Genomic DNA, 26,553 nt, shown 5'->3' with positions numbered 1-26,553 from the left:
TAGATTAATTATTGAGTATCAAAAATAAGTATAAATACAACCAAAGTCCACCAAGAAAATGCCAGAAAGTGGTGCACATTTCAATGCGAACCATACTTTTTGAATGCACCTTATACTTGAAAGCTTTGTTTAATACAATGAGTAAGAAAACGATAGCACCAAACAGGTGAACAATATGTAATCCTGTGAATACATAAATAAATGAACTAGCAGGGTTTCCCACAAAGTGATAGCCTCCATCCACCAATTGACCCCAGGCCTGAAACTGACCGATAACAAACACAATAGCCAGTACCGCAGTCACAGCAAGTCCAATTCGAATATTCTTAATGTTATTTCGCTTTGCCGAGATATACGCAAAGTGCATGGAAACACTGCTTAGAATGATAATAGCAGTAGTTGCCTGAAACAATGGAGGAAAGTCAATATATAACCAATCTCCTACTGACTTTTTTACGATATAGGCACTGGACAGTGATATAAAAATCATCACTACAGAAACCAGAAACAGCCACATCGCAAATTTCTGCGGGTGCATCGATCTTACCTTATTTGCTGGCATCTCTCCCGTCATAGCTTATCTATTAAAAAGGTAATTTGTACAATTGGCAAATAAATGAATGATCCAAACATGATCCTTCTTGCCTTTTGGTTAGAGGTATCTTTCATAAGGCTAAAAGTAGTAGCCAGGAAAAGAACACCACAGATCGTTGCTACTACTCCACTTGTAAGTCCTGTCAGTCCAAAAATGGTCGGCAAAAGACCTAATGGGAGTAAAAACAACGTATACACCATAATGTTTATCGCCGTATTCAAATCTTTGGCTCCACCTCCAGGTAGTAGCTTGAATCCAGCTTTCTTATAATCTTCATCCGACACCCATGCGATTGCCCAGAAATGAGGAAACTGCCAAATGAATTGAATACCGAAAATGATCATCGCTTCATAAGAAAGCACTCCACTGGCTGCCGCCCATCCAATGAGTGGAGGTAATGCTCCTGGTATAGCTCCAACAAACACGGCGATAGAACCAACTCTCTTTAATGGTGTATATACAAATGCATATAAGATTAGCGAAATCAGCGAAAGTCCGGTGGCCAATGCATTAGTAGATAGAAGCATTAGCCCTAGTCCTGCGATTCCTGTGAGAACACTAAACCAGATAGCTTCGTTTTCACTAATTCTTCCAGATGGGATTGGACGGTTTTTCGTGCGATTCATGATCGCATCATATTTCTGCTCGATCACCTGATTGATCGTGACGGACGATCCTGAAACTAAAAAACCTGCCAGAAGAAACAGGATGAAACTCCCCCAGTTAATCACAGATTGACTAGCCAAAGCATATCCAAAGCCCGATGAGAATACCACTAGAAATGACAAACGTGGTTTTAGCAACTCATAATAAGCTTTTGCCTTTACAGCAGTGTTGATTTCTATATGTGAAACAGTCGTACTCACCTGACAAATTTGAGTCGCAAAGTTAAGTAAAACAGGAGGCTAAAGATGCCTACAGCCAGAATTAAATGCAGTGGCTGAAGCCAAAAAGGAAACGAAAATCTCACCATTCCAATCCCAGCTATCATAGCCAGAAAAGTAAGGAACACAAGTCTCATCGATATATTCACCAGCCAAACCTCCTTCACCTTTTTGGCATAAAAGAATATCATCACAGAACCTATCAAAATCAACCATGAATATGATCGATGAGTCAGGAAAACAGATCCTAGCTGTTTGCTCCAACCAGATCGTCCCAATTCAGAAATCAATAAATCATCGATCACTCCTCTTACTTCTGTTCCTAGAATAACCTGAGGAATGAAAAGGATGGTGGTAAGCAAACTCACAATGAAAAGTGGATTATGCTTGTAAACCTCTTGATCCTTTGCTTTGACATTCATCCAAATCAATAACGCAACAATCAGCAACGCTAGCAACATGTGAAAGGTGATGAATCCGTGGAGCAAGTTGGTAGAAACTACAAGTGAACCAACCCAGCCTTGGAATCCTGTTAATATGAATATGCTTACTCCCATTACTGGGATCCAAATAGATTTATTTCTGAGCGAAAATGACAAAACCATATTTAGGAACACCAGTAGGCCAATCACTACACCAATCAATCGATTGACATATTCTATCCAGGCCTTGGTCACGTTAAATTCCTGCTCAACTAAAACCGCCGGATCTTTGGTTATCCTCTCGCTTAAATCCTGATAACCCAGTCTATCAAAAGTTCTGGCTAGTCTTTCATTTTTTGAAATGCGTTGCTCTCTGAAAATATCCTGATAGTTTTCGGGAAGTCCTTCCGCTGAGGTAGGAGGAATATATGAACCAAAACACTTAGGCCAATCGGGGCATCCCATGCCTGCTCCGGTCACACGCACAATGCTTCCCACCAGGATCAGTACGAATACTGATCCTAGTGTGATTGCATTGATTCTTAAAAAATTCTTTTGATTAATTAGCTTTCTCAACTCCAGTCAAATCTTCATCCTTCGTTAGCTCATTTTCATGCTCAAGGTTAGATTCAGGAGTGTGTGAGTAAGGTACAGTTTGAGGGATAAAATCATCTTTCGCTCCCGGCTTACTATAGTCGTATGGCCATCTGTACACCTTCGGGATTGCGCCCACCCAGTTGCCATGCTCTGGGAATCTCGGAGTTGTCCACTCCAGTGTGTTCGACTTCCATGGGTTTGCCGGAGCAAGTTTTCCCCTAAAAATCGAATAGAAGAAATTGAACAGGAAGATAAACTGAGCCGCAAATGTCAGTATTGCCGCAATACTTACTAGCGCATTCAAGTCAGCATACATGTTGAATGTCTCAAACGACGTGAACGAGTAATACCTTCTTGGAAATCCTGCAATTCCGATATAATGAAGCGGGAAGAAGACCATGTAAATCCCAACGAATGACAACCAGAAATGTAGCTTGCCGAGTTTATCATCCATCATTCTACCAAAGAACTTAGGGAACCAATGGTATACCCCTGCAAGCAATCCGAAGAACGACGCACTTCCCATCACAAGGTGGAAGTGAGCTACTACGAAGTACGTATCGTGAAGATTGATATCTAACACTGAGTTTCCAAGGAATATACCTGTAAGACCACCAGAGATGAAGAAAGACACCAAACCAATAGAGAACAACATAGCTGGAGTGAAAACGATGTTTCCTTTCCACAGTGTTGTGATGTAGTTAAATGCTTTGATAGCTGAAGGAACCGCAATTACCAGTGTTAAGACTGTGAATACAGATCCAAGGAATGGATTCATACCTGTCACGAACATGTGGTGTGCCCACACGATGAATGATAGGAAACCAATACCCAGCATTGAGCCAATCATTGCTTTGTATCCAAAGATTGGCTTACGTGCGTTAGTAGAGATAATCTCAGATGTGATCCCAAGTGCCGGAAGGATTACAATATAAACCTCAGGGTGTCCAAGGAACCAGAAAAGATGCTGGTATAGAATTGGGCTACCTCCTACATTTGGAAGTGCTTCACCAGCAATAAATATTTCAGACAGATAGAAGCTTGTACCGAATGATCTATCGAAGATCAAAAGCAATGCTGCTGAAAGAAGTACCGGGAAAGATAAAAGTCCAAGAATAGCAGTGATAAAGAATGACCAAATCGTCAATGGCATTCTGCTAAAGGACATTCCCTCAGTACGTAAGTTGATAATCGTTGTGATGTAGTTAATACCTCCTAACAGAGATGAAGCAATGAACAATGCCATAGAAACTAACCATAGTGTCATTCCCAGTCCAGATCCCTGGATAGCTTGAGGCAATGCACTCAAAGGAGGATATACTGTCCATCCGCCCCCTGCAGGTCCTGTCTCGATGAAAAGAGAAATGAACATTACAACACTGGAAGCAAAGAAGAACCAGTAAGAGAGCATGTTCATAAAGCCAGAAGCCATATCCCTCGCTCCAATCTGAAGTGGAATGAGGAAGTTAGAGAACGTGCCACTTAAACCTGCTGTAAGAACAAAGAATACCATGATGGTGCCGTGCATGGTAACCAACGCAAGATAAAACTCTGCATCAAGCTTACCTTCAGCAGTAATCCACTGACCAAGCATTGGTCGCAACCACTCAAGATCCATTTCTGGAAATCCAAGTTGAAGTCGGAATATAATAGAAAGACCCCCTCCTATCAATGCCCAGAAAATTCCTGTAATCAAGAATTGCTTCGCGATGGTCTTGTGATCAGTCGAGAAAATATACTTGCTTACAAACCCTTGCTCATGATGTTCGTCGTGGTGATCACCATGGTCTAAATCTTCGTGTAGTTGTATATCTGTTACTGACATATCTAATTATTTTGAACTGCTTGCCGCAGATGTAACCTTTTGTTCGTTCTCAATGTTTTCAATTCCTGCAGCAATCTTAGCTGCCTCTTTCAAATCTTCAGGAACCTGACTCAAGTAACTTGGATTTTGCTTTAGGAAAGTGTTTTCCTGATTCTCTTTATACCAGCTATCGTATTCATCCTGCTCCAATACTGTGATGATACCTTTCATGCCATAGTGGCTCTTTCCGCAGATCTTATTACAAACCAGTTCGTAGTTAAAATCAGGATTTTCTGTGATTTCTCTCATCTCAGCAGTACTCACCGTTGGTGTAAACCAAAACTGAGTAGGCATACCCGGCACGGCATTCATCTGCATTCTAAAGTGGGGATTGTACACACTGTGAATTACATCCCTACCTCTGATTTTCAACAATACCGGTTTTCCTTTTGGTAATACAAGCTGAGAAGGCATGAAGTCATCGTGTCCGCTCTGATCCTCAAGGTCTATACCCATTGAATTGATGGCATCAATCTTTCGGAAGTCGTGTTTTCCAAGCGCTCCGTCCTTACCAGGATATCTGAATGCCCATGCATATTGATATCCCATCACTTCAATCAATTCAGCATTTTCAGGGGCAGGACCAGTCACTACATTCCATTGCTTTAGACCTGAAATGATCAACCATGCCAAGACAATCGCTGGAACAATTGTCCAGATCATCTCTAGTTTGTTATTGTGAGGGTAGTAATGTGCTGTATTAGACTCCTTATATCTGTACTTCCATCCGAATCCAAACAGGAATATCTGAGTGACTATGAATACCGCTACAGTAACCCACATAGTCGTCCAGAACAGTCCTTCTGTAATCACCGCATGCTCAGAAGCAATTGGCAAATTGTAATTATCGTACTCCGTCATGGAGAAGTAAAAGAATCCTGCAATTCCAGCAACCAGGAATATGATCATCAGCACTCCCTGAAAGCTGTTTCCAGAAGGAACGTGACTCTTGTTCTTATCTTTTTTTACAACATCAACTAACGTAGTAACACGGTAGGCTGTGAACACCACAGCTATGACTAAAACGACCGCTATAACAATGATTAAATTAAGCATAACCTATCCCTCACTTATTAAATATGATGATGCAAACTTTCTTTCAACATTGGGTGATTCTTGGCATAAAGTGGAGCCTTTGCCATGGCATTGAACACCACATAAAGGAATGCACTCGCATAAACCAAAATCAATCCTATTTCTAAGAATCCAAAACCTCCATTGTCACCCACAGTTCCAGGAGAAACCATCAGGTAAAAATCTAACCAATGGCCAAACACAACAGCAGGACATACCACTTTCAATATTCTTGACTGTCTCTTCGAATCCCTTGTCATTAAAACTAAGAATGGGAAGAAAAAGTTAAATATCAAATTGATATAAAATACAGGAGCATAATGATCACTCTTCCATCTATCAAGGAAATAAACTGTTTCCTCAGGAATGTGTGCGTAGTAGATCAATAAGAATTGAGAGAACCATACATATGTCCAGAAGATCGTGAATGCAAATACGAACTTACCCAGGTCGTGAATATGATTCTCATTTACTACTGATAAGTAGCCTTTGTCTTTCAGCATGATTACGATAAACAGCGTAAGTGCTAGACCAGCAACCCACCAGCTGGCAAATGAATACCATCCGAACATCGTAGAGAACCAGTGTACGTCGATTGACATAATCCAGTCCCATGCAGCCATAGATGATGAAACAGCGAAGAATACCAAGAAGATCGCAGATGTAGATCGCATCTTATACCACTTCTGAGTACCACCTTCTAGATCTTCAGCGAATGCCAGAGATCTCAATTTTCTAAATAGCAAGTACCACACGGCGAAGAAGATCACCAATCTAGCTACCCAAAATAATGGAAACTCTCCACCTTCTAATGGCCAGAAGAAATAAGGAGCTTTTCCCTGTACAATTTTATCTCCTCCCTCTCCATAAAGATCGGCATGTGTCCAGTGAAACAGGTCGTGGCTCCCGAATAGAAATACTACAAGCATCAACAAGAATGCGATAGGAAGCCAGCTACCAAAAGCAAATGGAATCCGCTTGATTCCGGCAGACCATCCAGCCTGGGATGCATACTGGATCGCAAAGAAGAAAACTCCTATGATTGATAATCCAGCAAAAAACACATTGTTAATCCAAAGGTTGGACAATAGTCTTTTAATAGAAGGACTGCTACCATGATGAGCTTCTTCACCATGTCCGTCTTTCTCACTCTCACCATGACTCTCAGCGCCATACGGCTCTTCACCATGGCCATTTTCTACTACCTCTGAGTGATCTTCATCTCCATGACCTGAACCATGATCGCCCGATCCAAGAGTAAAATACCCTAGCACAGATAGCACCAATCCCACCAGTAAGGTGATAATCAGTCGCTTCTTTGCGGTAGCCGTAAATTCATATCTTTCTTCTGATACCATGAGTAGACTTAGTTCTTCTTTTGCAATTCTTTAACATAACGAGCAATTCTCCACCTGTCTTCAGGGCTAACCTGAGAACCGTGAGCACCCATCAATCCTTTTCCGAATGTGATCACGTGAAAGATGTGACCTTCGGTAATTTCTAGATATGCAGCACCATTAAGGTTTGCTACACCTGCGTATGCATCTGCTACTGGTCCATCCGCATTTCCGCTAGCTCCATGGCAGTGTAAGCAGTAGCTTTCATATAATGCTTTACCATCCTTAACTACACTTTCATCATCTGCAGCAAACGGGCTTACCAAAGTAGCTGCAGCCTCTTCTAAATCATCTTTAGTCAATCGAACTGGAAGCGGCTGACCTCTTCTTACCGTGTTAGCAACAGGCTCGCGCATGTTCATTTTGAATTCATTGTAAGGATTTGAGTTGTAAAACTCGCCATGTCCATCCTCGTCATTAGAATCCAGCCAGGTTCCTGCATCTTCATCCTGAATCTGAGTAAGCGGCTCGTAAGGAGTTGTGTGATACATCTGAGGTGCGTACTCCAGACCTGTATCATCTACACCTGCTGCACATGAAGCCAGAATAGCTCCCGCTGTGATAATTCCTAAATATCTAAATGCCTTTAGTTTCATTATCAATCAAACTTTTTATTGTTCACCTCAGAAGCTCCGCTACCCTGCAATACCTTCTTAATATCAGCCTCAGATTTATCATTTCTATCAAGATCGATTGCCATTACATGCTTATCGTCTGTGATTCGAATGTCATAGATTCTAGGTCGTCCCCATGGCTTCAAATTTGAAATCACAAAGAAAGTACCTACCATACCGAAAGAGGCAAGCAACACAGTCATCTCGAATGTTACCGGAATGAAAGAAGGAATAGGAATGTAATCTTTTCCTCCTATGATCATTGGCCAATCTACGCCCATCATCCCCACCATCATTGTTAGTGCCAAAGTGGTACCAGTGATACCGAAAAGGAATGCTGCTATTGAAAGCCAGCTTCGCTTGTACCCAAGCACATCTTCGATTCCGTGAACAGGAAATGGTGAATAAACCTCTTCGATCTTCACACCTGATTCCCGAACTGTCTTGATGGCATCCATCAAAACATCCTCATCTTCATAGACGCCCAGTACGTAATTCGTTCCTTGAGACATAATCTATCTTTTATTTACTCGACTGTGTCGGCTTTTCGCCAGTTGCTTTAATAATACTCTTTACTTCAGCCATGTTGATTACAGGGAAGAACTTCGCAAAAAGGAAGAACGCCGTGAAGAACAGACCGAAGGTGAACACATAAACTCCAATGTCATACATGGTTGGGTAGAACATTGCCCAACTTGAAGGGAGGAAGTCTCTGTGCAATGAAGTAACAATAATTACAAATCGCTCGAACCACATTCCAATGTTTACAATGATTGAAATGATGAAAGTAGCAGCGAGATTTGTTCTAATTTTCTTAAACCAGAATAGCTGTGGTGAAATCACATTACAAGTCATCATTGACCAGTAAGCCCACCAGTAAGGTCCAGTAGCTCTATTGATGAAGGCGTACTGCTCTGCTTCTACTCCGGAATACCATGCAATGAAAAATTCTGTTATGTAAGCTATTCCTACAATTGATCCAGTCACAATGATGATTATGTTCATCAACTCCACGTGTTGGATTGTGATGTAATCTTCTAGTTTATAGACTTTCCTCGTTACAAGTAGAAGCGTCAATACCATTGCAAATCCTGAGAAGATCGCTCCTGCCACAAAGTATGGAGGGAAAATGGTCGTGTGCCATCCCGGAATTACCGAAGTAGCAAAGTCAAAGGATACAATGGTGTGTACTGAAAGTACAAGTGGAGTAGCTAAACCAGCAAGCACGAGAGAAACGGTCTCATAGTGCGACCAGGTCTTAGCACCACCTGTCCATCCGAAGCTCAATGCTCCATAAATGGCTTTTGAAATTTTGTTAGTTGCTCTATCTCGGATTGTGGCAAAATCGGGAATCAGACCAATATACCAGAAAACCAAAGAAACCGAGAAGTAAGTTGAAATTGCAAATACGTCCCATAAAAGTGGTGAGTTAAAGTTCACCCACAAAGAACCGAACGTATTAGGAAGCGGCAATGCCCAGTAAAATCCTAACCATGGGCGACCCATGTGTAGTACCGGGAACATAGCAGCACAAATTACGGCGAAAATCGTCATCGCCTCAGATGCTCTGTTGATGGACATTCTCCATCGCTGACGGAAAAGCAGGAGTACCGCAGAGATCAAGGTTCCTGCGTGACCGATACCTACCCACCATACGAAGTTGGTAATATCCCAGGCCCATCCTACAGTTTTGTTAAGACCCCACATTCCAATTCCATCCCAAAGTGTGATGGCAACCGCATACCCTCCGGCAAGGAGAAGTGCTAAAGAAACAGCCATTGCCAACATCCAGGTGATGGTTGGCTTCTGCTCTACTCTTCCAGCAATATCCTCAGAAACATCGTGGAGTGTCTTTCCACCCGTTATTAAGGGTATCCGTACTTCTGATTCTGCGTGCATTATGCTTCTATTTTATCGTTTTTGTCTTTATTTCTGATTTTAGTCAAGTACCAAACGTTTGGCATCACTCTCAGCTCTTCCAGCACGTGGTATGCTCTATCCTCAGTAGCCTCTACGCTCTTCTCGTTGTACTTAAGCTTCAATGTTTTAGAAATTCTGCTTTCAGGATCTTTCATATCCCCGAATACCAATGCATCGGTAGGACAAGATTTCGCACAAGCAGTTTGGATTTCGCCATCAACTGGTCGTCTTCCTTCTTTCTTCGCATCAAGTTTTCCAGACTGGATTCGCTGCACACAGAATGTACATTTCTCCATTACCCCTCTAGCTCTCACAGTCACATCTGGGTTCAATACCATTTTACCCAAATCATTATTCATTGGAGTGTTCTTATCGAACTTGGAATTGTCGTGATACTTGAACCAGTTGAATCGACGTACTTTATAAGGACAGTTGTTCGCACAATATCTTGTACCGATACATCTGTTGTAAGTCATTTGGTTTAGACCCTCGCTAGAGTGCGTAGTTGCAGCAACAGGACATACAGTCTCACAAGGAGCGTTATTACACTGCTGACACATCATTGGCTGGAAGGTCACTTCAGGATTTTCAGCAGCTAGTTCTTTCTGCTTCACTTCCATCAGGTTCTTGTCCTCAGCGGTAAGCTCATTTTCAGGACGCTCACTGTAGTATCTATCGATACGAATCCAGTGCATCTCCCTTCTGTTGAGTACTTCTTCCTTACCTACTACCGGAATATTATTTTCCGTCTGGCACGCCACTGTACACGTACCACAACCTGTACATGAGTTCAGGTCTACAATCATTCCCCAGTGGTGATTCGGGTACTCATGACCTTTCCATAAGGAAACTGCATGAGGTCTTACTTTCGAACCATCAGCCTTAGAAATCATCGGGAAGCTTCTTCCTGCTTGAGGATCCTTCTGGTATTCTCCAAGCGTTGCTTCCTGAATAACTGTCTCTCTTCCTGCGTAAGTTTGTGAAGTTTGTGTTTGAGCTACTTTTCGCTGCTCACCATTCAACTCCAACGTAGCTTTTCCGCTGTAGCTTAAACCATTGGCTGTATTTCCTATTAGCTGATAAGCGTTTACTCCAACACTATTTCCTACTTTACCAGCTTTGGTACGTCCATACCCTACCGCCAGTCCAACAGTACCGTATGCCTGACCTGGCTGAGGGACAACAGGAGCAGTAACCGACTGACCATTTACGGTAAGAGTCGCCACTTTGTAATCCATGTCTCCACCTTTGACATCCCATCCATTCTCTCTGGCCTGACGTGGAGAAACAGTAAAGTAGTTATCCCAACATGCTTTGGTAATTGGATCAGGCATTTCTTGCAACCATGGGTTGTTTGCCTGAACACCATCACCTACTGAGTAATTTGTATACAAGGCAAGCTCAAGTCCATCTGACTTAGCTGAGTATCCTTTTAGATTTCCTGCAACAACAACTGCATCTACTGAAATTGATTTTGATGCTGCTGGTGCTTCTACATTGTAGAATCCATCGTGCAGGCACTTATCAAAGAAACTGTTGAAGTTTCCGGAAGAAAGTGGCTGCCATCCTTCACGCAAGAAATCGTAGTATGAAGTTGAATTATCAGACCATCTCAAGAATGAATCCTGAGCTTGTCTGGTGTTGAAAATATTTTTAATCGTTGGCTGAGAAAGGGTAATATGCCCAGTCACAGGCTCGAAATCATTCCATGACTCAAGGTAATGGTGATCCGGAGCAATGTATTTAACCGAGCTTCCAGTCTCATCCATTCTATCCGATGTAGAGATGGTTGTCTTCACTTTTCCAAGTGAGCTAACCAACTGAGCACCCATTGGGTGGTCGTATGCAGGATTACAGTTGTAGAAAATAACCGTTCCAACCGCACCACCTTTCACATCATTCACCAGTTGAGCAAATGCACTATCACTTCCCTGACGAGTATTGATACTCTTGGTTAGATCAATAGTAGCTCCATAACTTTGAAGCAAGTCATTGATGGCTATAACCAGAAGCTGTACATTCTTATCATTTGACCCTGACACAACCAAAGACTTACCTCTGGACTTCCAAAGGTCATTAGCTGCTTTTTCAAGGATCACAGTATCTTCCAATCTTGCCACACCAATTGCTGATGCTCCGGCTTTCTGAGCAATCAGATTGTAAAGGTTAGCAACATAAAGCCCTTCCTGAGAAGGTTTGATTGGCTGACGGTAATCAGCGTTTGAACCTGTCAATGAAAGATTTGATTCAAAGGCATATAGCCTTGACATTTCTTTCTTATTAGGTCCTAGTTTTCTTGTTGCAGCAAATTGCTTGTTGTTCAATGCCTGATTTGGCCATGCTCCAAGGAAATCAGCAGTGATTGAAACAATGGTGCTAGCCTTTGAGAAGTCATGCATCGGGAAGCTTCGTGCTCCGGTGGCATCACCATAAGCGTCTAGCAGACCACTTACAGAAACCGGATCGTACTGGATGTGTTCAACCGTTCCATACTTTTGGCCAAGTGCTTGGATTGCTCTCTTAGTGCTTGGGCTACAATTAGAATATGATACAATTGAAATTTTACCGCTATTTGCTGCTAGCTCGGTTTTGATTCTGCTATCAAGTGTATCCCAATCAGTATCCTCTCCTCCTATTTTAGGATTTTGAAGACGCTCACCATCATACAATGAAAGAACAGAAGACTCTACCTGGGTGGTAGTTCCTCCCTGGCTGATCATTGAAAGATCATTGCCTTCAATTTTAATAGGTCGTCCTTCTCTTGTTTTCACAACAACAGAAGCCACGTCATTACCCATTGCGTAGGTAGACGCATAATAATTCGCTACACCTGGGTCTACGTCAACAGGCTTATTTACGTAAGGGATCGCCTTTCTTACTGGAGCCTCACATGCTGCTAATGACACAGCTGCCACTCCAAATCCCATCATTTTCAGAAAGTCCCGACGTGACGGCTCACCGTTATCATTACCATTGATTGGTAAATATTCGGGGAATTCCTTTGAAGATCGACTCTGGAAATCAGAAGTGTTTTCCAGTTGCTCTAACCCTTTCCAGTATTTCTTAGTTTCTTTCATTATACTTTTAGATCAGCTGTTTCGAATATTAATAGTGACATTTAGCACATTCCAACCCACCAATATCTTCTACTTTCATTGGCTCCTTGCTTTGCTCTGAGTGGAGCTTTACAAGCTTGTCGTAATATTCGTTTCCTTTCGTATTTACGTCAGTTTCTCTGTGGCAATTGATACACCAGCCCATGGTAAGACTTGAGTATTGATACACTACTTCCATCTCTCTGATTGGACCGTGACAAGTTTCACAATCTAAACCAGCCACTTTCACGTGCTGTGAATGGTTGAAGTAAGCTAAATCAGGAAGGTTGTGAATTCTTACCCACTCGATTGGCTTAGTATCCGTACCGTATGTTTGAGTAGCAGGATCGTAATCGATCGCAGCGTAAATTTTTGCAATTTCCTCTGACACACCTTCTTGTCCACCTACATTCTTAATCTGCGAGTGGCAGTTCATACAAATGTTTGGTGATGGAATATTTGCTGATTTAGACTTATTCACCCCTGTGTGGCAATACTGACAGTCAATTTCATACTGGCCGGCATGCAACTCGTGAGAGAAGGCTATTGGCTGAGTAGGCTGATAACCTTGCTGCACACCAATGGTAAATGCTCCATCGATCAATGTCTTCAAGACAATGATTGTGAAAACAAAAATCACCAAGCCAACAAAATTGTTGCTTTTAAGGAAAGCTGCCACATCAAACTGTTGTGACACAAGCTCCTGCTCCGCCTCATCCAATCCTTTTACATCCTTCAGATGCTTCACCAAAGTTCTGGCGGCTATAATAAGCGCAACTACAGCCAGTGCAAGCACTACCACCAAAATGATGATGATCGCCATCAGGTAAGATGATGAGATGGAATCTTCACCCTCCGTGCCAGAAGTTGTGGTAACTTCTGCAACAGGGGGGCCCTTAGCAGTTTCAGCTTTTATGTACGCAAGGATTTCCATGACCTGCTGGTCATTGAAAGGGAAAGCCTGCATCAAAGTTTGATTGTATTCTTCGTAAAGTGCTACAGCATCTTCATCCCCTGAGGCGATCATCGCCTGAGAGTTTTTTATCCAGGAGTTCAACCACTCCACAGATCTTCTTTCTGTAACATTATTTAACGCTGGTCCAATTCGGACTTCCCAGATTCTGTGACAGGTCGTACAGTTCGTTTTGAATGTAGCTTCACCTGCAGCAATTACGCTTTCATCAGTTGGGATTTCCTGAGCTTTAGTACTCAGCATTGTAAATACTCCTAGCGCAAGGCTCAGAAATATTCGGGTTAGATTCGGTGTTGTTTTAAACATGTATTCCGATGGCTTGAGATCAAACGCGTACAAAAGTAACATGGGGCTTTTGTTTTTCAAAGGTGGGTTATATCCCCACTTTGGCACTAAAACCTATCCGTTCATAAAGGCGTGAATTTCAGAAGATTAGAAATAAATAAAAAGACTTTCCGGTGCTTATTTAGAATAATTTTAAATAATAAGATTGAGTTGCTTATTTGGAGTTTCCGACAGGGTCAGTATTAACCCTGATATCGGACCTGATATAATCACTTAGAACTTGGTGAATAGTTGGTCTGACGTTGAGTCGATATAGTGCCCGATTGTTACGGGAGGGATAGACACGGTTGGTCAAAAAGATGAATAAAAAGTCATTGGCCGGGTCTGCCCAAACGATGGGACCAGTATATCCTGTATGTCCATAGCTTTCAAAGCTGGCGCTTTTAGCTACACTGCTTATGATGGAGTCATATTCTAATAATGGCTTATCAAATCCAAGCCCTCTCCTATTATCATTATTTGGATATTGAGCTGTAGTGAAAAGTCTGATAGTCTGGGGTGAAAGAAAATCAACTGTATCTACTCTACCATCATTTAATAGCATTTTAAAAACCTTGGCCAGGTCTTCAGCATTGCTAAACAACCCGGCATTGGCTGAGATTCCTTTCATCATAATCGCTCCCTCATCGTGTACTTTTCCATGAATAGACTCCATCCGAAAAAAAGTATCAGTTTCTGTTGGCACTATCTGGCTCAGTGAAAATTTCTCAGTCGGATTGAATGTGATCGACTTGCTACCCAGAGGTTCGTAAAAGTGTTTATCCAAATAATCAGCATAAGGTGTATCTGTAAGAGACTGAACAAGCTCTGGAATTAGATAAAAAAACAAACCTGAGTATCTATATTTTTTCTCATCGGAGACCTCACTCCGCCGGATCATTTTTTTAATCTTACTGTAAAAGTCGCTATGCAGATATAGGCTATCTGTAAGGGGATAATTAAATTCATCTTCTGTTTTGGTGGTCACCGTCTTCCTTTTCCACTTGCCATTTTTCTTTTTTATCTCAGCGTAATAAGGTATCCAGGGATATAGTCCGCCCTGATGTGCCAATGCTTCACGGAAAGTCACCCTCCCTACTTTTCTTCCAAGCCCATCTATATAATCCCCAATAGGATCATCCAGATTATAAAGCCCATCATCATACAGCTTCATCATGGCGAGCGTGCCGCCAACTACCTTAGTGATAGACGCCAAATCATAAATATCATTTACAGCCACTCTCCTTGTAGAATCATATGTATGGTGTCCATAAGATCTCAGAAAAAACACACTATCGCCCTGGCTCGCGTACACCACACAACCCGGAAATGCCTGAGCCTGAATGGCTTCTATGACAATGCTATCAATATCCATAGTCATCTGATCATAGCTTTGTGCAGCAGCGAAAACAGCTACGAAAAAGAAAAGCGAGGATAACGTATGACTAAGTTTTTGCATGTTCTATTTTTGATGCTTACCTAAAAGTATCAATGAATCAAACCAAGTATTTCATTATTGATTTTGACAGCACATTTACACAAGTGGAAGCGCTGGACGTGCTGGCGGAAATCAGTCTCAAGGATAACGAAAATCAAGCGAAAGCCATCGAGGAAATCAAGTCAATTACCGATCAGGGTATGGAGGGCGGTATGTCGTTTCGTGAATCGCTGAAAGCCCGCATTGATATTTTAAAGGCTAACAAAAAACACCTACCGGAGCTTGTTGATCGGCTAAGTTCATTGGTATCACCATCCTTCCAGCGAAACACAGAGTTTATAAACAAGTATACCGATCAAATCTTTATCGTCTCTAATGGGTTCAAAGACTTCATTGTGCCTATAGTAAAAAAGTATGGAATCAAAGAAGAAAACGTCTTTGCCAATGAATTTGAGTACGATGAAGCTGAGAATATTATTGGATTTGATGAACGCAACATCCTTTCTGAAAATAATGGAAAACCAAAACAGATCGAGAGTTTGAATCTTAAAGGAGAAGTATTTGTGCTAGGAGATGGATTCACGGATTATGAAATCAAGAAAGCGGGACTGGCAAATAAGTTCTACGCATTCACAGAGAACGTGAGAAGAGAGAAAATTCTAAGCGAAGCTGACCATGAAGCTCCCTCATTGGATGAGTTTCTGTTCACTCAAAAACTAGAGCGAGCACACTCCTACCCCAAAAACAGGATCAAAGCCCTACTATTGGAAAACATTCATCAGGGTGCAATCAACAGATTAAAAAGCGAAGGCTATCAAGTAGAGGTATATCCTGCTGGAATGACAGAAGACGAACTCTCAGAAGCCATCAAAGATGTGAGTGTTTTAGGTATTCGGTCAAAAACATTAGTAACAAAGAAGGTACTTGAGAATGCCAAGAGGCTGCTCTCCATTGGAGCTTTTTGCATTGGTACCAACCAGATTGACCTTACTTCAGCGCAAAAAAAAGGAGTTGCAGTTTTCAATGCGCCTTTTTCTAATACCCGATCTGTTGTGGAGCTGGCATTGGCAGAGATCATCATGCTTATGCGAAATCTGCCGGATAAAATGGCTCAAATGCATCAGGGCAAGTGGAATAAGTCCGCTAGTGGCAGCTTTGAGATCCGGGGTAAAACGCTGGGAATCATCGGTTATGGTAAGATTGGCTCGCAGCTTTCAGTATTGGCAGAATCTATCGGTATGAACGTACAGTACTTTGATTTGGAAGAAAAGCTAGCTCTGGGCAATGCGACCTCATGCGAAAGCCTGGAACAACTCCTAAATACTTCAGACATAGTCAGTATCCATGTAGATGGTAGACCTGAGAATGAATGGATGATTGGTCCGAGGGAATTTGATCAAATGAAAGAAGGTGTGGTCTTCGTCAACCTAAGTCGTGGACACATTGTAGACATTGAAGCATTGGCAAAAAATATTGAATCCGGTAAAATCCATGGTGCTAGTGTAGATGTCTTTCCGGAAGAGCCTTTGAGCAATGATCACCCGTTCAACTCCCCTCTTATGGGTAAAAGAAACACGATTTTGACTCCACATGTAGGAGGAAGTACACTGGAGGCTCAGGAGAATATTGCTGATTTTGTTCCGTCTAAAATCATTGAATATATCAATACCGGCTCCACTACAAACAGCGTGAATTTTCCAAATATTACCCTACCTGGACTAAGTCAGGCTCATAGGTTCATTCATATTCACAAAAATGAGCCTGGAATACTTGCTGAGATTAATAATGTACTGGCAAAACATGGCATTAATATTGGAGGACAATACCTGAAAACCAATGATATTATTGGGTATGTTATTACGGATATAGACAAGAATTATAAAGAAGAGGTAATAAAAGACCTTAAAATGGTCCGAGGTACCATTAGATTCAGAGTTTTATATTAAGTTTATAGCAGAATTTTATTAACACCACCCAACCCTAAGAGCTTGTAACAACGTTTATAAGTTAAATTATTAACAATGAGTTATCCGCTTAATTGGAAATCTTTAAATACACGCGCTGAGTTTGATCGCCTGGTAGAAAACTCGAAAGATAAGCCTGCTCTTATTTTTAAGCACAGACCATCTTCTCCTGAAAGCACTCAGGCTCTGGAGAATCTGGAGAAAGAATGGACCATTTCTCCTGAGAATTTGGATTTGTACCTTCTGGATGTGATGAAGGAAAAAGAAGTGACAGAGGTTGTGACCGACATGGCTGGTGTGATGAATGAATACCCTCAGGTATTACTCTTTGCTGATGGTGTCACCATGTACGATGAGTCCAGGGAAATGATCAGTGTGAAAAAAATCAAGCTTGCACTGAAAATCATCAACAGGACCTTTAAATGGATGGAAACCCGAGTTTAAGGAACCAAATTCATCATTAAGAAATTATATTGCTCTTTATTCTTAAAGGGCTTTTTTTATGTCTAACAAAATCTATTTTACCCCTGGACCGGCACAATTGTTCTACACTTTTGAAGATCATTTAAAAAAGGCGATCTCAGAAGACATCCCGTCCCTATCCCACCGGAGCAGCGCCTTTATCAAAGTAGTGCAGGAAACGGACGAGGCTCTGAAAGAGCTACTTGAATTACCAGAGGGGTATCACATCTATTTTTTGAATTCTGCAAATGAAGCCTGGGATCGGATTGTTCAAAATCTGGTAGAAACATCTTCACATCATTTTGCTAATGGATCTTTTAGCAAGAAGTTTTATGATTTTGCAATCGCTCACAATAAGCAAAGCACACTCACCGAAGTGGGTGATGGAGGCTCTTTCGATGATTTATCGGTACCTGAACAAGCCGAGTTGATCGGGATCACTAAAAATGAAACGAGCGTAGGTCATTCATTTTCCGAAAAAGAAATAGAGCAGATTAGAGTTTCATATCCAGATAAGCTTATTGCCCTGGATGTGGTAAGTGCTGTACCATCCATTCCGGTAGACTTTAGCAAAGTTGATACGGCTTATTTTTCAGTGCAAAAGGCGTTTGGACTTCCTGCCGGACTTGGCGTCTGGATTGTAAATGAAAAGTGTCACGAGGTTGCTGAAAAGCGAGCAAAAAACACATCGTTAGGTTCCTACAGAGCATTGCCGAATCTGAAAAAATTTGGTGCTAAGTATCAGACTCCTGAAACTCCCAACATGCTTTACATCTATCTGTTGGGGAAAATCACTCAGGATATGATTCAAATGGGTGTGCAACGAATGAGGAATGACACTACCTATAAGGCAGCTATTCTCAATCAGGCTGTAGAAAGTCATCCATTGCTTGCTCATTTTGTGGAATCGAAAGATCACAGATCAAAAACTACCATTGTGGCTGACTCCCCAAGGGCAAGGGAAATACTTAATCACTTTGAAAAGAAAGGACTTATTCTGGGCGGAGGATATGGAAATCACAAGGAAAAGCATATAAGAATTGCTAACTTCCCTACTCACTCAAAAGAGTCAGTAGAAATGCTGTGCGATCTACTTGATAAAGTAGAATAATATTCTGTTTGAGTGAAACATTTTAGCGTTATCAGAGTATTAATCGGAAACATTGATATTTCAAGAAAAAATATTTCGAAAAATGGATTATTCGTGTTGAAGGATTGTTAATCAGTAATAACTTTGCACTCAAATAAACACCTAGAACATTGATCGCACCACTAAAAAAAATCATCGTCTGCCTGGACCATACTGAAATGGATCAGGGATTAATTGAAAATGCCTGCACCATCAGCAAGGTGGCTGGAGGCACTCAAATTACATTTTTAAATGTCATCAAGGACTTTAACCTTCCTGAGTCGGTACTTAAGGAGTTTCCTGATTTGCTAGATAAGGCACTTTCTGAGCGAAAAGAAGAAATCAAGAGATTGGTAAAAAAGTACTTTAAGTGTGATGTCCCAACAAAAATAAAAGTTTGCCAGGGTGGTGAGGAAAAAGAAATACTGAGGGCAGCCAATGAAACTAAATCCGATCTTATCATCCTAGGCAGGAAGAGAATTAGTGATTCTGTGTTGAGCACACGTATCGCCCGAAAGTCACCCTGCAACCTTCTGCTGATTCCGGAAGGAGCGAAAATTAAGTTTGACAAAATCTTCATCCCTGTAGATTTTTCAGACTACTCAGCCCTCTCATTAAAGCGTACCCTCCTACTTACAAAGGACTTAAAATCAAAAATTTATCTTCAAAACGTTTACACTGTTCCTTCAAGCTACCGTTACTCTGGCAAATCATACAAGGAGTTTGCTGAGATCATGAAGGGACATGCTCAGAAGGACTTAGAGGTTCTGATCAAAAAGGCTGAAAAACAATCTCAGGAGCTAATCCCTGTTTGCTCCCTTGATAAAAACGGAAAAATTATCGACCTGATTCTTGAAGAAGCAAGGAAGAAAAAGGTAGACATCATTGTGATGGGTGCAAAAGGAAGGACCACCACCTCTGCCCTATTTATAGGAAGTAAATCAGAGCGGATGATACGAATCAATGACAGTATTCCATTGGTAATAATTCGAAAGAAAGGAGCTGTAGCAGGTCTCTTTGAATCTCTAAAAGATCTTTAATTATTTCCGCATTTTGTCAAGAAGGGAATTCAGCGTTGCTGATTCCTTCTCTGTCAATTTTCTAGTGCTATTTTCCCACTCTTCCGTTTTCACATCCATATCGCTGAGGAGTTTCAGCCCTTTATCGGAGATAAACACATCAACAGCTCTACGATCCTTGGAGCATTGACTTCTTTTCACAAGCCCTTTCTGCTCCAGCTTATCCACGATCCGGGAGGCATTTGAGCTCTTATCCAACATTCTGTCAATCAGTAAATTGACGGTGGCGGGATTAGGGTGTTGCCCTCGCAATATCCTTAGAATATTGTATTGAGGAACCGTAAGGCCATTTGATTTAAAAAGTCTCAAGTGCTGCTGATTCAGCCAAGCGTTTGTATAAATAATATTTACAATCGCCTTCTCATATTCACTTTTGAATTTCTCCTGCTTTATTTCTTCAGCTATTCCCATATGTATCATTCAAACCAGCTAAAATAAATACAATTACATTAGATGTAACAACATCTGAATAGAAAGGTTGCATTAATGCTATTATTTAAGGCTCCAATTAAACCATCGCTTATCTTTAGCATCTAAGCTCCGAACCCACCTGGAATACATTGGAAGAACTGATCATAGAGAAAATAAGAGCAGATGAAACCCGTAACTATGGATTTAATCTATTGGTACGAGAGTATCAGGAGCGAATCTATTGGCATGTGAGGAAGATGGTGATAGATCACGATGATGCTGATGACCTGGTTCAGGAGGTTTTTGTAAAAGTGTGGCACAACCTTGGCAAGTTTAGAGAAGACTCGAAATTGTATACGTGGATATACAGGATCGCTACAAATGAGTGTCTCAACTTTCTGAAAAAGAAAAAAAGACGCTTTTTTCTCCCCATACATGATCTGGAAGGAGAGCTCACTGAAAAACTGACAAGTAACATAGAGCCTAGTGGCGATGAGGTGCAGATGAAACTTCAAAAAGCACTACTAAAACTACCAGACAAACAGCGTATCGTTTTTAATATGAAATATTTTGATGAGATGAAGTTTGCCGAGATAGCAGAAATAACAGGAACAAGCGTAGGTGCTTTAAAAGCTAATTATCATCATGCCGTAAAAAAAATTGAAGATTTCATCAATCCGGATTAAACCATTTGAACAGAAAAGAATCTAAAAGACACGAGATGAAATATAAACTCGACGATATTGACAAAAGAAAGGCTTTCAAGGTACCAGAGGGGTATTTCGAGGACTTACCTATGAAAATCCAACAACGGATTTCGGAGAATCCTCAGAAGCAACCATCTGGTGCTCCGGCATGGGCTTTAGCTATGGCTGCCTCGGTGGCATTGGTTATTGCTTTTATTTTCCTTTTCCAAAGTGACCAATCATCAACCGAAAAATTATTAGCAGATATACCTCAGGAAGAGTTGATCGCCTATCTGGATCTACTAGAGATTGATGAATATGACCTGGCACATGTAATGGGTGATGATGCGGATGAGCTTTTACTGGAGGATACGAATGTCCTTGATGGTATTGATCTGGGTGAGGATGCAATAGAAGATATGTTACTTGAATACGATTTAGAAGACGAATATTTATAAAGATGAAAAGATTATTGACTTTAATAGGATTGATAGCCTGCTTAGGAGCTTTGGCACAAAGCCCGGAAGCAATGGCTAAAATTGAAGCTGCCAAAATAGCGCTCATTACTGAGCGGCTGGAGTTGACTCCACAGCAAGCAGAAAAATTCTGGCCGATCTACAGAGAGTTTGGCAAGCAAAGGCAGGAAATCAGGCGTGACTTTGATCAAGCCAGAAGAATCTTTGATCCCAACAAAGCTTCTGAGGAAGAGAATAAGAAAATGCTTGAGATGGCGAATCAGGTGAAAGAACGTCAACTAAAATTGGAGCGCGAGTACTCTGACCGAATACTCAAAGTGATAACCACACGACAGCTAAATAATCTTAGAAAAGCTGAAAATGACTTTAAAGAGATGCTCATAAGGAGAATAAGGGCGGAGCAAATGAAAAGGCAAAAGCAGCAGAGAAATGATGGCCGACTAAACGACCGACGAAACTAAACCCAACCTACCCTACCTGATGTTTCGAACGGTCACCACATCGGTGCTGCTCATCATTGCTTTTTCTTCTTTCTCACAGGAAACACTAAGTTATGCTGAGCAGCTTAAAGCTATCGAACAGGAGATGGATTCTCTCTCCATTTTCAACCTGATCGATAGCCTATTCACTTTGGACATTGAGCCATCCAGTGAACTAAATATTCGGGCAGGGTTTACCACCAATGTAACTAGCGCTGGTCGAGACTATGATTTGAGTCAGAGTGGATTTTCCCCGGGCATCTCCTATTATCACAAATCTGGAATGTATGGAGATTTGGCGGGGTACTGGAATAGTGGAGTTGATCCAAACTATAACCCCACTGTGCTTTCCGCAGGTTATTTGGGTTCATTCAAAAACCCAAAATGGAGCTATTCCGTCGATGCAGAAAGATGGTTTTACAATCCTAAAGACTCATCAGAAAACCCACTCACCTATTCGGCAGGCGGCTCACTTAGCTACGATTTTAAAATAGGCTATGCTTCCGTCGATTATTCTTTTCTTTTCGGTGAGGAGACTGCCAATCGAATCATCACCAACCTAACAGGAACCATCAACTTAGGTAAATGGTGGATTTTCAAAACAATCAATCTCTATCCTACAGTAAACATGATGGCCGGAAATAGTGATATCACACAATTAAGAATTAGTAATCGGCAAGTAAGTGATGTAAATGCAGATCGAATTAAACGTCTCACCACGTTTGCAAACCTAACAGACGAGCAAAGGAAGTTTATGGCACTTTTGATTTTTCGAGCATATAATAACGGGGTTATAACAGAGGATGCCAGAAATCAACTGCTTATTGATTTAAGAAACTCCGCAACACTTTCAGATCAAAACCTAGCTAATCTTCAACAAATTGCGGATCAAGGCTATGAAGTAACAGAATATGTAGACTCTAATAAATTTGGCGTTTTAAACTATTCATTCACTCTACCCCTTTCATTATCTGCTGATAGATTCTACTTATTATTGAGCTATACATATAGTGTCCCCATCCAGCTTCCAGGGGAATTTATTAAAGTCGAACCCATCGGCTATTTCGGCGCATCACTTTCTTATAGAATACCTTTCAAATAATCGTTAGCGAAAAGGAATAAAAGCCTACCTTTGCATCCCGTAACAAGGAAAAGGAAAACGCTCTTCATGTCTAAAACGAAATACATTTTTGTTACGGGCGGTGTAACATCTTCCCTCGGTAAGGGAATCATCGCAGCTTCGCTAGGTAAACTACTCCAGGCCAGAGGCTTATCCGTAACCATTCAAAAGTTTGACCCCTACATCAATATAGATCCGGGCACACTCAATCCATACGAGCATGGCGAGTGCTATGTGACTAATGATGGTGCAGAGACAGATTTGGATTTAGGGCACTATGAACGTTTCCTAAGCATTGAAACCTCACAGGCAAATAATGTAACCACAGGACGGATTTATTATAATGTAATCCAGAAAGAGCGTCAGGGAGAATTCCTTGGAAAGACTGTTCAGGTAATTCCTCACATTACCGATGAAATCAAAAACAATATCTATAAGCTTGGGGAAACCGGAAAGTATGATGTAGTAATTACAGAAATTGGCGGATGTGTCGGTGATATTGAATCCCTTCCCTTCATTGAGGCAGTAAGGCAGGCTAAGTTTGAACTTGGGCCAACGAACAGCATCTCTATTCACTTGACACTTGTCCCTTACCTTAAAGCTTCCGGGGAATTAAAAACCAAGCCCACACAACATTCCGTGAAAGAACTTCTGGAAGCAGGTATCCAGCCTGATATATTGGTTTGCCGATCAGAGTATCATATCACTCAGGAAATCCGAAAGAAACTGGCACTTTTCTGTAACGTTCCAATCAACTCGGTCATCGAAGCATTGGATGCTCCTACAATCTATGACGTGCCGATACTCATGCGTAAGGAAAAGCTTGACGAGCGTGTGCTCACCAAGTTTAAAATGCCTTATAAAAAGGAGCCGAAGATTGAAAAATGGAAGGAATTCCTTGGACGTCTTAAAAATCCAACCGACTCAGTAAACATTGGATTAGTGGGTAAATATGTTGAGCTCCAGGACGCTTATAAGTCTATCGCGGAATCATTTATCCATGCCGGAGCAGCCAACGAATGCAAGGTTAATGTTCGATGGATTCACGCCGAAGAACTGGATGGCGACAATGTACATAAAGAACTGGCAGGACTGGATGGAATATTGGTAGCACCCGGTTTTGGAGAGCGTGGAATTGAGGGTAAGATATATGCAGTACAATATGCCCGTGAAAACAAGATTCCATTCTTTGGTATTTGTCTGGGTATGCAATGTGCCGTTATCGAGTTTGCCAGAAACGTACTAGGAATGAAAAAAGCCAACAGCAAGGAAATGGCAAAGACCTCCTATCCAGTTATAGACTTGATGGAAAGTCAGAAAAACATCAAAGATATGGGAGGAACCATGCGACTAGGGGCTTATGTTTGCGAACTGAAAAAAGGAAGCAAAGCATATGCAGCCTATGGATCAAAGAAAATCATGGAACGTCACCGCCACAGATATGAGTTCAACAACAAGTATCTGGAAGACTATGAAAACGGTGGTATGATTGCCACAGGGATCAATCCGGAAACAAATCTTGTGGAGATTATGGAAATAAAAGATCACCCATGGTTTGTAGGTACACAGTACCACCCGGAGTTAAAATCCACGGTGATGGACCCACACCCACTTTTTGTAAAATTTATCAAAGCATCTCTTGACTTGAAGAAAAGTCAGGAAGCATAATTCATACTACATGGACAGAAATCAATTCACAGGACTAATCCTAATGTTTGGACTATTGGCGGTTTACTTCACCTGGTTTGCTCCTGAACCACCGGTTACTGAGGAGCTAACCACACAGGAAGAACCTATTGCCGAAACAATCGAGCAAGCATCACCAGCCGATTCTATCACTACACTTCCTACAGTTTCAGACTCAGCAATGGCCTCACTTAATGTGCAGAAGTATGGGGCATTCGCCTTTGCAGCTCAGGGAGATGAATCTGTTCAAACAATCGAGAACAGCGAGATGTGGATAACCTTTAGTAATAAAGGTGGAAGAATCATCAAGGTTGTACTAAAAAAGCATAAGGATTACCTAGGAAATCCATTGGTACTTGTAGATGATACTAAGTCCAAAACAGACTTGATTGTTGATCACAATGGAAGGAAAGTAAACCTTTCAGAACTTGCATTTAAACCAACTGTAAAAAACATCGGTGACACTACCCAGATATCATATGTACTTACTGATGGTAATTTTTCAATCGTTCAGAAGTATCTCATCCCTCCTACGGGATTTGAAGTGGCCTATAGTGTGGCTGGTAAAAACTTAAATACGATACTGAACCCATCAGACATCAATTACAATTGGAATCACGCAATCAATCGAGCCGAAAACAATCTTGAAGACGGACGATACAACAGCAACGTGCGGTATTATCTATCCAATGGAGACTATGATGAATTGGCAGAGCGTTCTACAGAGTTCGAAGATGAAACACTTGGCACGCAGGTAAAATGGGTTTCTTTCAAACAGAAGTTTTTTACAGCAGCAATCATTGCAAAAACTGCATTTAAGTCAGGTTATGTAACACAGACCGTAAATTTTGCTGATACCACATCAGTTAAAAATCTATCCATGCAGATGTTGATCCCTTATTCGGATTTTGCAAATGGATTTGATGCTCGATACTACTTTGGATCAAACAATTACGACATCCTGAAAAAAGTAGCTCCGGAATTTGAAGAAAATCTGGATATGGGTTGGGGGCCGCTACCATTAGTAAATAAATACTTGATCATCCCAATCTTCCATTTCCTGGAAAGATTCTTTACCAACTATGGTATCATCATTTTGATCATTGTGGTAGTGATCAGATTATTGCTGGCGCCATTGACATGGAAATCTCACATGTCTATGGCTAAGATGAGAGCGATGAAACCAGAGCTTGATGAAATAAAAGCCAAGCATGATGGTGACATGCAGAAAGCTCAGCAGGAGCAAATGAAACTGTATCAGCAGGTTGGTATCAATCCAGTAAGTGGTTGTATACCGATGTTGCTTCAGATGCCAATTTTGTTTTCGTTGTTCTTCTTCTTCCCAAATGCAGTAGAGTTAAGACAGCAATCATTCTTATGGGCACACGATTTATCTACTTATGATAGCGTTTTAAGACTACCTTTTGAAATCCCATTTTATGGAGATCATGTGAGTTTATTCACCTTGTTGATGACCTTGTCGACCATACTATACACTTGGAGTAACAGCCAGATCACCACAATTCAAGGACCCATGAAGACACTTCAGTACATGATGCCAATTATGTTCTTATTTGTGTTAAATAGCTATGCATCAGGTCTTACGTTCTATTACTTCGTTTCAAATATGGTGACCTTTGGTCAGACTGTTCTTTTCAGAAAGATCATTGATGAGGATAAAATCCATGCGCTGCTTCAGGAAAACAAGAAAAAGAACGCAAACAAGAAGAAGTCTAAATTTCAGCAAAGACTGGAAGATGCAATGAAAGCAAATCAGGAAGCACAAAAAAATAAGAAAAAGAAAAAATAGATTGTTGATATCTACGTTAAAAACCTTGGTTCTATTCATCTGAATCAAGGTTTT

23 protein-coding genes are annotated in these 26,553 nt (G+C 41.2%); 10 read left to right on the top strand and 13 right to left on the bottom strand.

All coding sequences use genetic code 11. The annotated features are described in order from the left end of the window. Nucleotides 1-4: 4 nt before the first annotated feature. From ACEQZT_RS16415 to ACEQZT_RS16360, 12 genes are all read right to left on the bottom strand, one after another. Entirely contained in the window at nucleotides 5-574 is a 570-nt protein-coding gene (locus tag ACEQZT_RS16415) for a heme-copper oxidase subunit III (protein WP_370090561.1), read from the bottom strand. After that, a complete protein-coding gene (gene cyoE, locus ACEQZT_RS16410; RefSeq protein WP_370090581.1) occupies nucleotides 571-1,470 on the bottom strand; it encodes a heme o synthase in 900 nt (299 codons plus the stop codon). The genes ACEQZT_RS16415 and cyoE overlap by 4 nt, the downstream gene beginning before the upstream one ends. Continuing rightward, nucleotides 1,458-2,477 carry a heme A synthase gene (locus ACEQZT_RS16405; RefSeq protein ID WP_370090560.1) on the bottom strand — a complete coding sequence of 340 codons (1,020 nt, stop codon included), beginning with the start codon at nucleotides 2,475-2,477 and terminating at the stop codon, nucleotides 1,458-1,460. Before ACEQZT_RS16405 ends, cyoE begins: the two co-directional genes overlap by 13 nt. Further along, a complete protein-coding gene (locus ACEQZT_RS16400) occupies nucleotides 2,461-4,323 on the bottom strand; it encodes a cbb3-type cytochrome c oxidase subunit I (RefSeq protein ID WP_370090559.1) in 1,863 nt (620 codons plus the stop codon). Before ACEQZT_RS16400 ends, ACEQZT_RS16405 begins: the two co-directional genes overlap by 17 nt. Nucleotides 4,324-4,329: 6 nt before the next feature. After that, on the bottom strand, nucleotides 4,330-5,418 hold the full coding sequence (locus tag ACEQZT_RS16395; protein WP_370090558.1) for a cytochrome c oxidase subunit II: 1,089 nt from the start codon (nucleotides 5,416-5,418) through the stop codon (nucleotides 4,330-4,332). Nucleotides 5,419-5,435: 17 nt separating this feature from the next. Then, the gene (locus ACEQZT_RS16390) at nucleotides 5,436-6,794 is read right to left on the bottom strand and encodes a quinol:cytochrome C oxidoreductase (protein WP_370090557.1); all 1,359 of its coding nucleotides are present in this window, start codon (nucleotides 6,792-6,794) and stop codon (nucleotides 5,436-5,438) included. An 8-nt stretch (nucleotides 6,795-6,802) separates the two neighbouring features. Next, complete coding sequence (locus ACEQZT_RS16385; RefSeq protein WP_370090556.1) at nucleotides 6,803-7,429, bottom strand: cytochrome c; 627 nt, start codon at nucleotides 7,427-7,429, stop codon at nucleotides 6,803-6,805. Nucleotides 7,430-7,431: 2 nt separating this feature from the next. Further along, the gene (locus ACEQZT_RS16380; protein WP_370090555.1) at nucleotides 7,432-7,959 is read right to left on the bottom strand and encodes a DUF3341 domain-containing protein; all 528 of its coding nucleotides are present in this window, start codon (nucleotides 7,957-7,959) and stop codon (nucleotides 7,432-7,434) included. A 10-nt stretch (nucleotides 7,960-7,969) separates the two neighbouring features. After that, on the bottom strand, nucleotides 7,970-9,346 hold the full coding sequence (gene nrfD / locus ACEQZT_RS16375) for an NrfD/PsrC family molybdoenzyme membrane anchor subunit (RefSeq protein WP_370090554.1): 1,377 nt from the start codon (nucleotides 9,344-9,346) through the stop codon (nucleotides 7,970-7,972). Next, nucleotides 9,346-12,444 (bottom strand): TAT-variant-translocated molybdopterin oxidoreductase, encoded by a 3,099-nt coding sequence (locus tag ACEQZT_RS16370; RefSeq protein WP_370090553.1) that lies wholly within the window; start codon nucleotides 12,442-12,444, stop codon nucleotides 9,346-9,348. Before ACEQZT_RS16370 ends, nrfD begins: the two co-directional genes overlap by 1 nt. A 28-nt stretch (nucleotides 12,445-12,472) precedes the next feature. Continuing rightward, on the bottom strand, nucleotides 12,473-13,783 hold the full coding sequence (locus ACEQZT_RS16365) for a cytochrome c3 family protein (protein ID WP_370090552.1): 1,311 nt from the start codon (nucleotides 13,781-13,783) through the stop codon (nucleotides 12,473-12,475). A gap of 151 nt (nucleotides 13,784-13,934) precedes the next feature. Then, nucleotides 13,935-15,218, bottom strand: coding sequence for a serine hydrolase domain-containing protein (locus ACEQZT_RS16360; RefSeq protein WP_370090551.1), 1,284 nt, complete (start codon nucleotides 15,216-15,218; stop codon nucleotides 13,935-13,937). Between the two features lie 32 nt (nucleotides 15,219-15,250). Between ACEQZT_RS16360 and serA the strand changes: the two genes are divergently transcribed. From serA to ACEQZT_RS16340, 4 genes are all read left to right on the top strand, one after another. Then, on the top strand, nucleotides 15,251-17,143 hold the full coding sequence (gene serA / locus ACEQZT_RS16355; protein WP_370090550.1) for a phosphoglycerate dehydrogenase: 1,893 nt from the start codon (nucleotides 15,251-15,253) through the stop codon (nucleotides 17,141-17,143). Between the two features lie 75 nt (nucleotides 17,144-17,218). Continuing rightward, nucleotides 17,219-17,605, top strand: a complete 387-nt coding sequence (locus ACEQZT_RS16350) for a monothiol bacilliredoxin BrxC family protein (RefSeq protein ID WP_370090549.1) — start codon at nucleotides 17,219-17,221, stop codon at nucleotides 17,603-17,605. 58 nt (nucleotides 17,606-17,663) lie between these two features. Then, the gene (locus ACEQZT_RS16345; RefSeq protein ID WP_370090548.1) at nucleotides 17,664-18,734 is read left to right on the top strand and encodes an aminotransferase class V-fold PLP-dependent enzyme; all 1,071 of its coding nucleotides are present in this window, start codon (nucleotides 17,664-17,666) and stop codon (nucleotides 18,732-18,734) included. Between the two features lie 149 nt (nucleotides 18,735-18,883). Further along, nucleotides 18,884-19,792 carry a universal stress protein gene (locus ACEQZT_RS16340; RefSeq protein WP_370090547.1) on the top strand — a complete coding sequence of 303 codons (909 nt, stop codon included), beginning with the start codon at nucleotides 18,884-18,886 and terminating at the stop codon, nucleotides 19,790-19,792. Here the strand turns inward: ACEQZT_RS16340 and ACEQZT_RS16335 are convergent, their stop codons facing one another. Further along, entirely contained in the window at nucleotides 19,793-20,242 is a 450-nt protein-coding gene (locus ACEQZT_RS16335; RefSeq protein WP_372530170.1) for a MarR family winged helix-turn-helix transcriptional regulator, read from the bottom strand. It abuts the gene before it with no gap. Nucleotides 20,243-20,391: 149 nt separating this feature from the next. Between ACEQZT_RS16335 and ACEQZT_RS16330 the strand changes: the two genes are divergently transcribed. The 6 genes from ACEQZT_RS16330 to yidC all read left to right on the top strand — a co-directional run bounded on the left by ACEQZT_RS16330 (nucleotide 20,392) and on the right by yidC (nucleotide 26,499). After that, nucleotides 20,392-20,928, top strand: coding sequence for an RNA polymerase sigma factor (locus ACEQZT_RS16330; RefSeq protein WP_370090545.1), 537 nt, complete (start codon nucleotides 20,392-20,394; stop codon nucleotides 20,926-20,928). 35 nt (nucleotides 20,929-20,963) lie between these two features. After that, nucleotides 20,964-21,386 carry a hypothetical protein gene (locus ACEQZT_RS16325; RefSeq protein ID WP_370090544.1) on the top strand — a complete coding sequence of 141 codons (423 nt, stop codon included), beginning with the start codon at nucleotides 20,964-20,966 and terminating at the stop codon, nucleotides 21,384-21,386. A 2-nt stretch (nucleotides 21,387-21,388) separates the two neighbouring features. After that, nucleotides 21,389-21,865, top strand: a complete 477-nt coding sequence (locus tag ACEQZT_RS16320) for a hypothetical protein (protein ID WP_370090543.1) — start codon at nucleotides 21,389-21,391, stop codon at nucleotides 21,863-21,865. A 19-nt stretch (nucleotides 21,866-21,884) separates the two neighbouring features. Then, on the top strand, nucleotides 21,885-22,985 hold the full coding sequence (locus ACEQZT_RS16315; RefSeq protein WP_370090542.1) for a hypothetical protein: 1,101 nt from the start codon (nucleotides 21,885-21,887) through the stop codon (nucleotides 22,983-22,985). Between the two features lie 66 nt (nucleotides 22,986-23,051). Then, nucleotides 23,052-24,671 (top strand): CTP synthase, encoded by a 1,620-nt coding sequence (locus ACEQZT_RS16310; protein ID WP_370090541.1) that lies wholly within the window; start codon nucleotides 23,052-23,054, stop codon nucleotides 24,669-24,671. A 10-nt stretch (nucleotides 24,672-24,681) separates the two neighbouring features. Further along, entirely contained in the window at nucleotides 24,682-26,499 is a 1,818-nt protein-coding gene (gene yidC, locus ACEQZT_RS16305; protein ID WP_370090540.1) for a membrane protein insertase YidC, read from the top strand. The last annotated feature ends 54 nt before the right edge of the window (nucleotides 26,500-26,553 follow it).

Origin of the sequence: Ekhidna sp. (genome assembly GCF_964218185.1) — a bacterium.
Taxonomy (GTDB): domain Bacteria; phylum Bacteroidota; class Bacteroidia; order Cytophagales; family Cyclobacteriaceae; genus Ekhidna.
The sequence above is the reverse complement of the archived record's forward strand: the minus strand, read 5'-3'. Positions and strand labels throughout refer to the sequence as shown.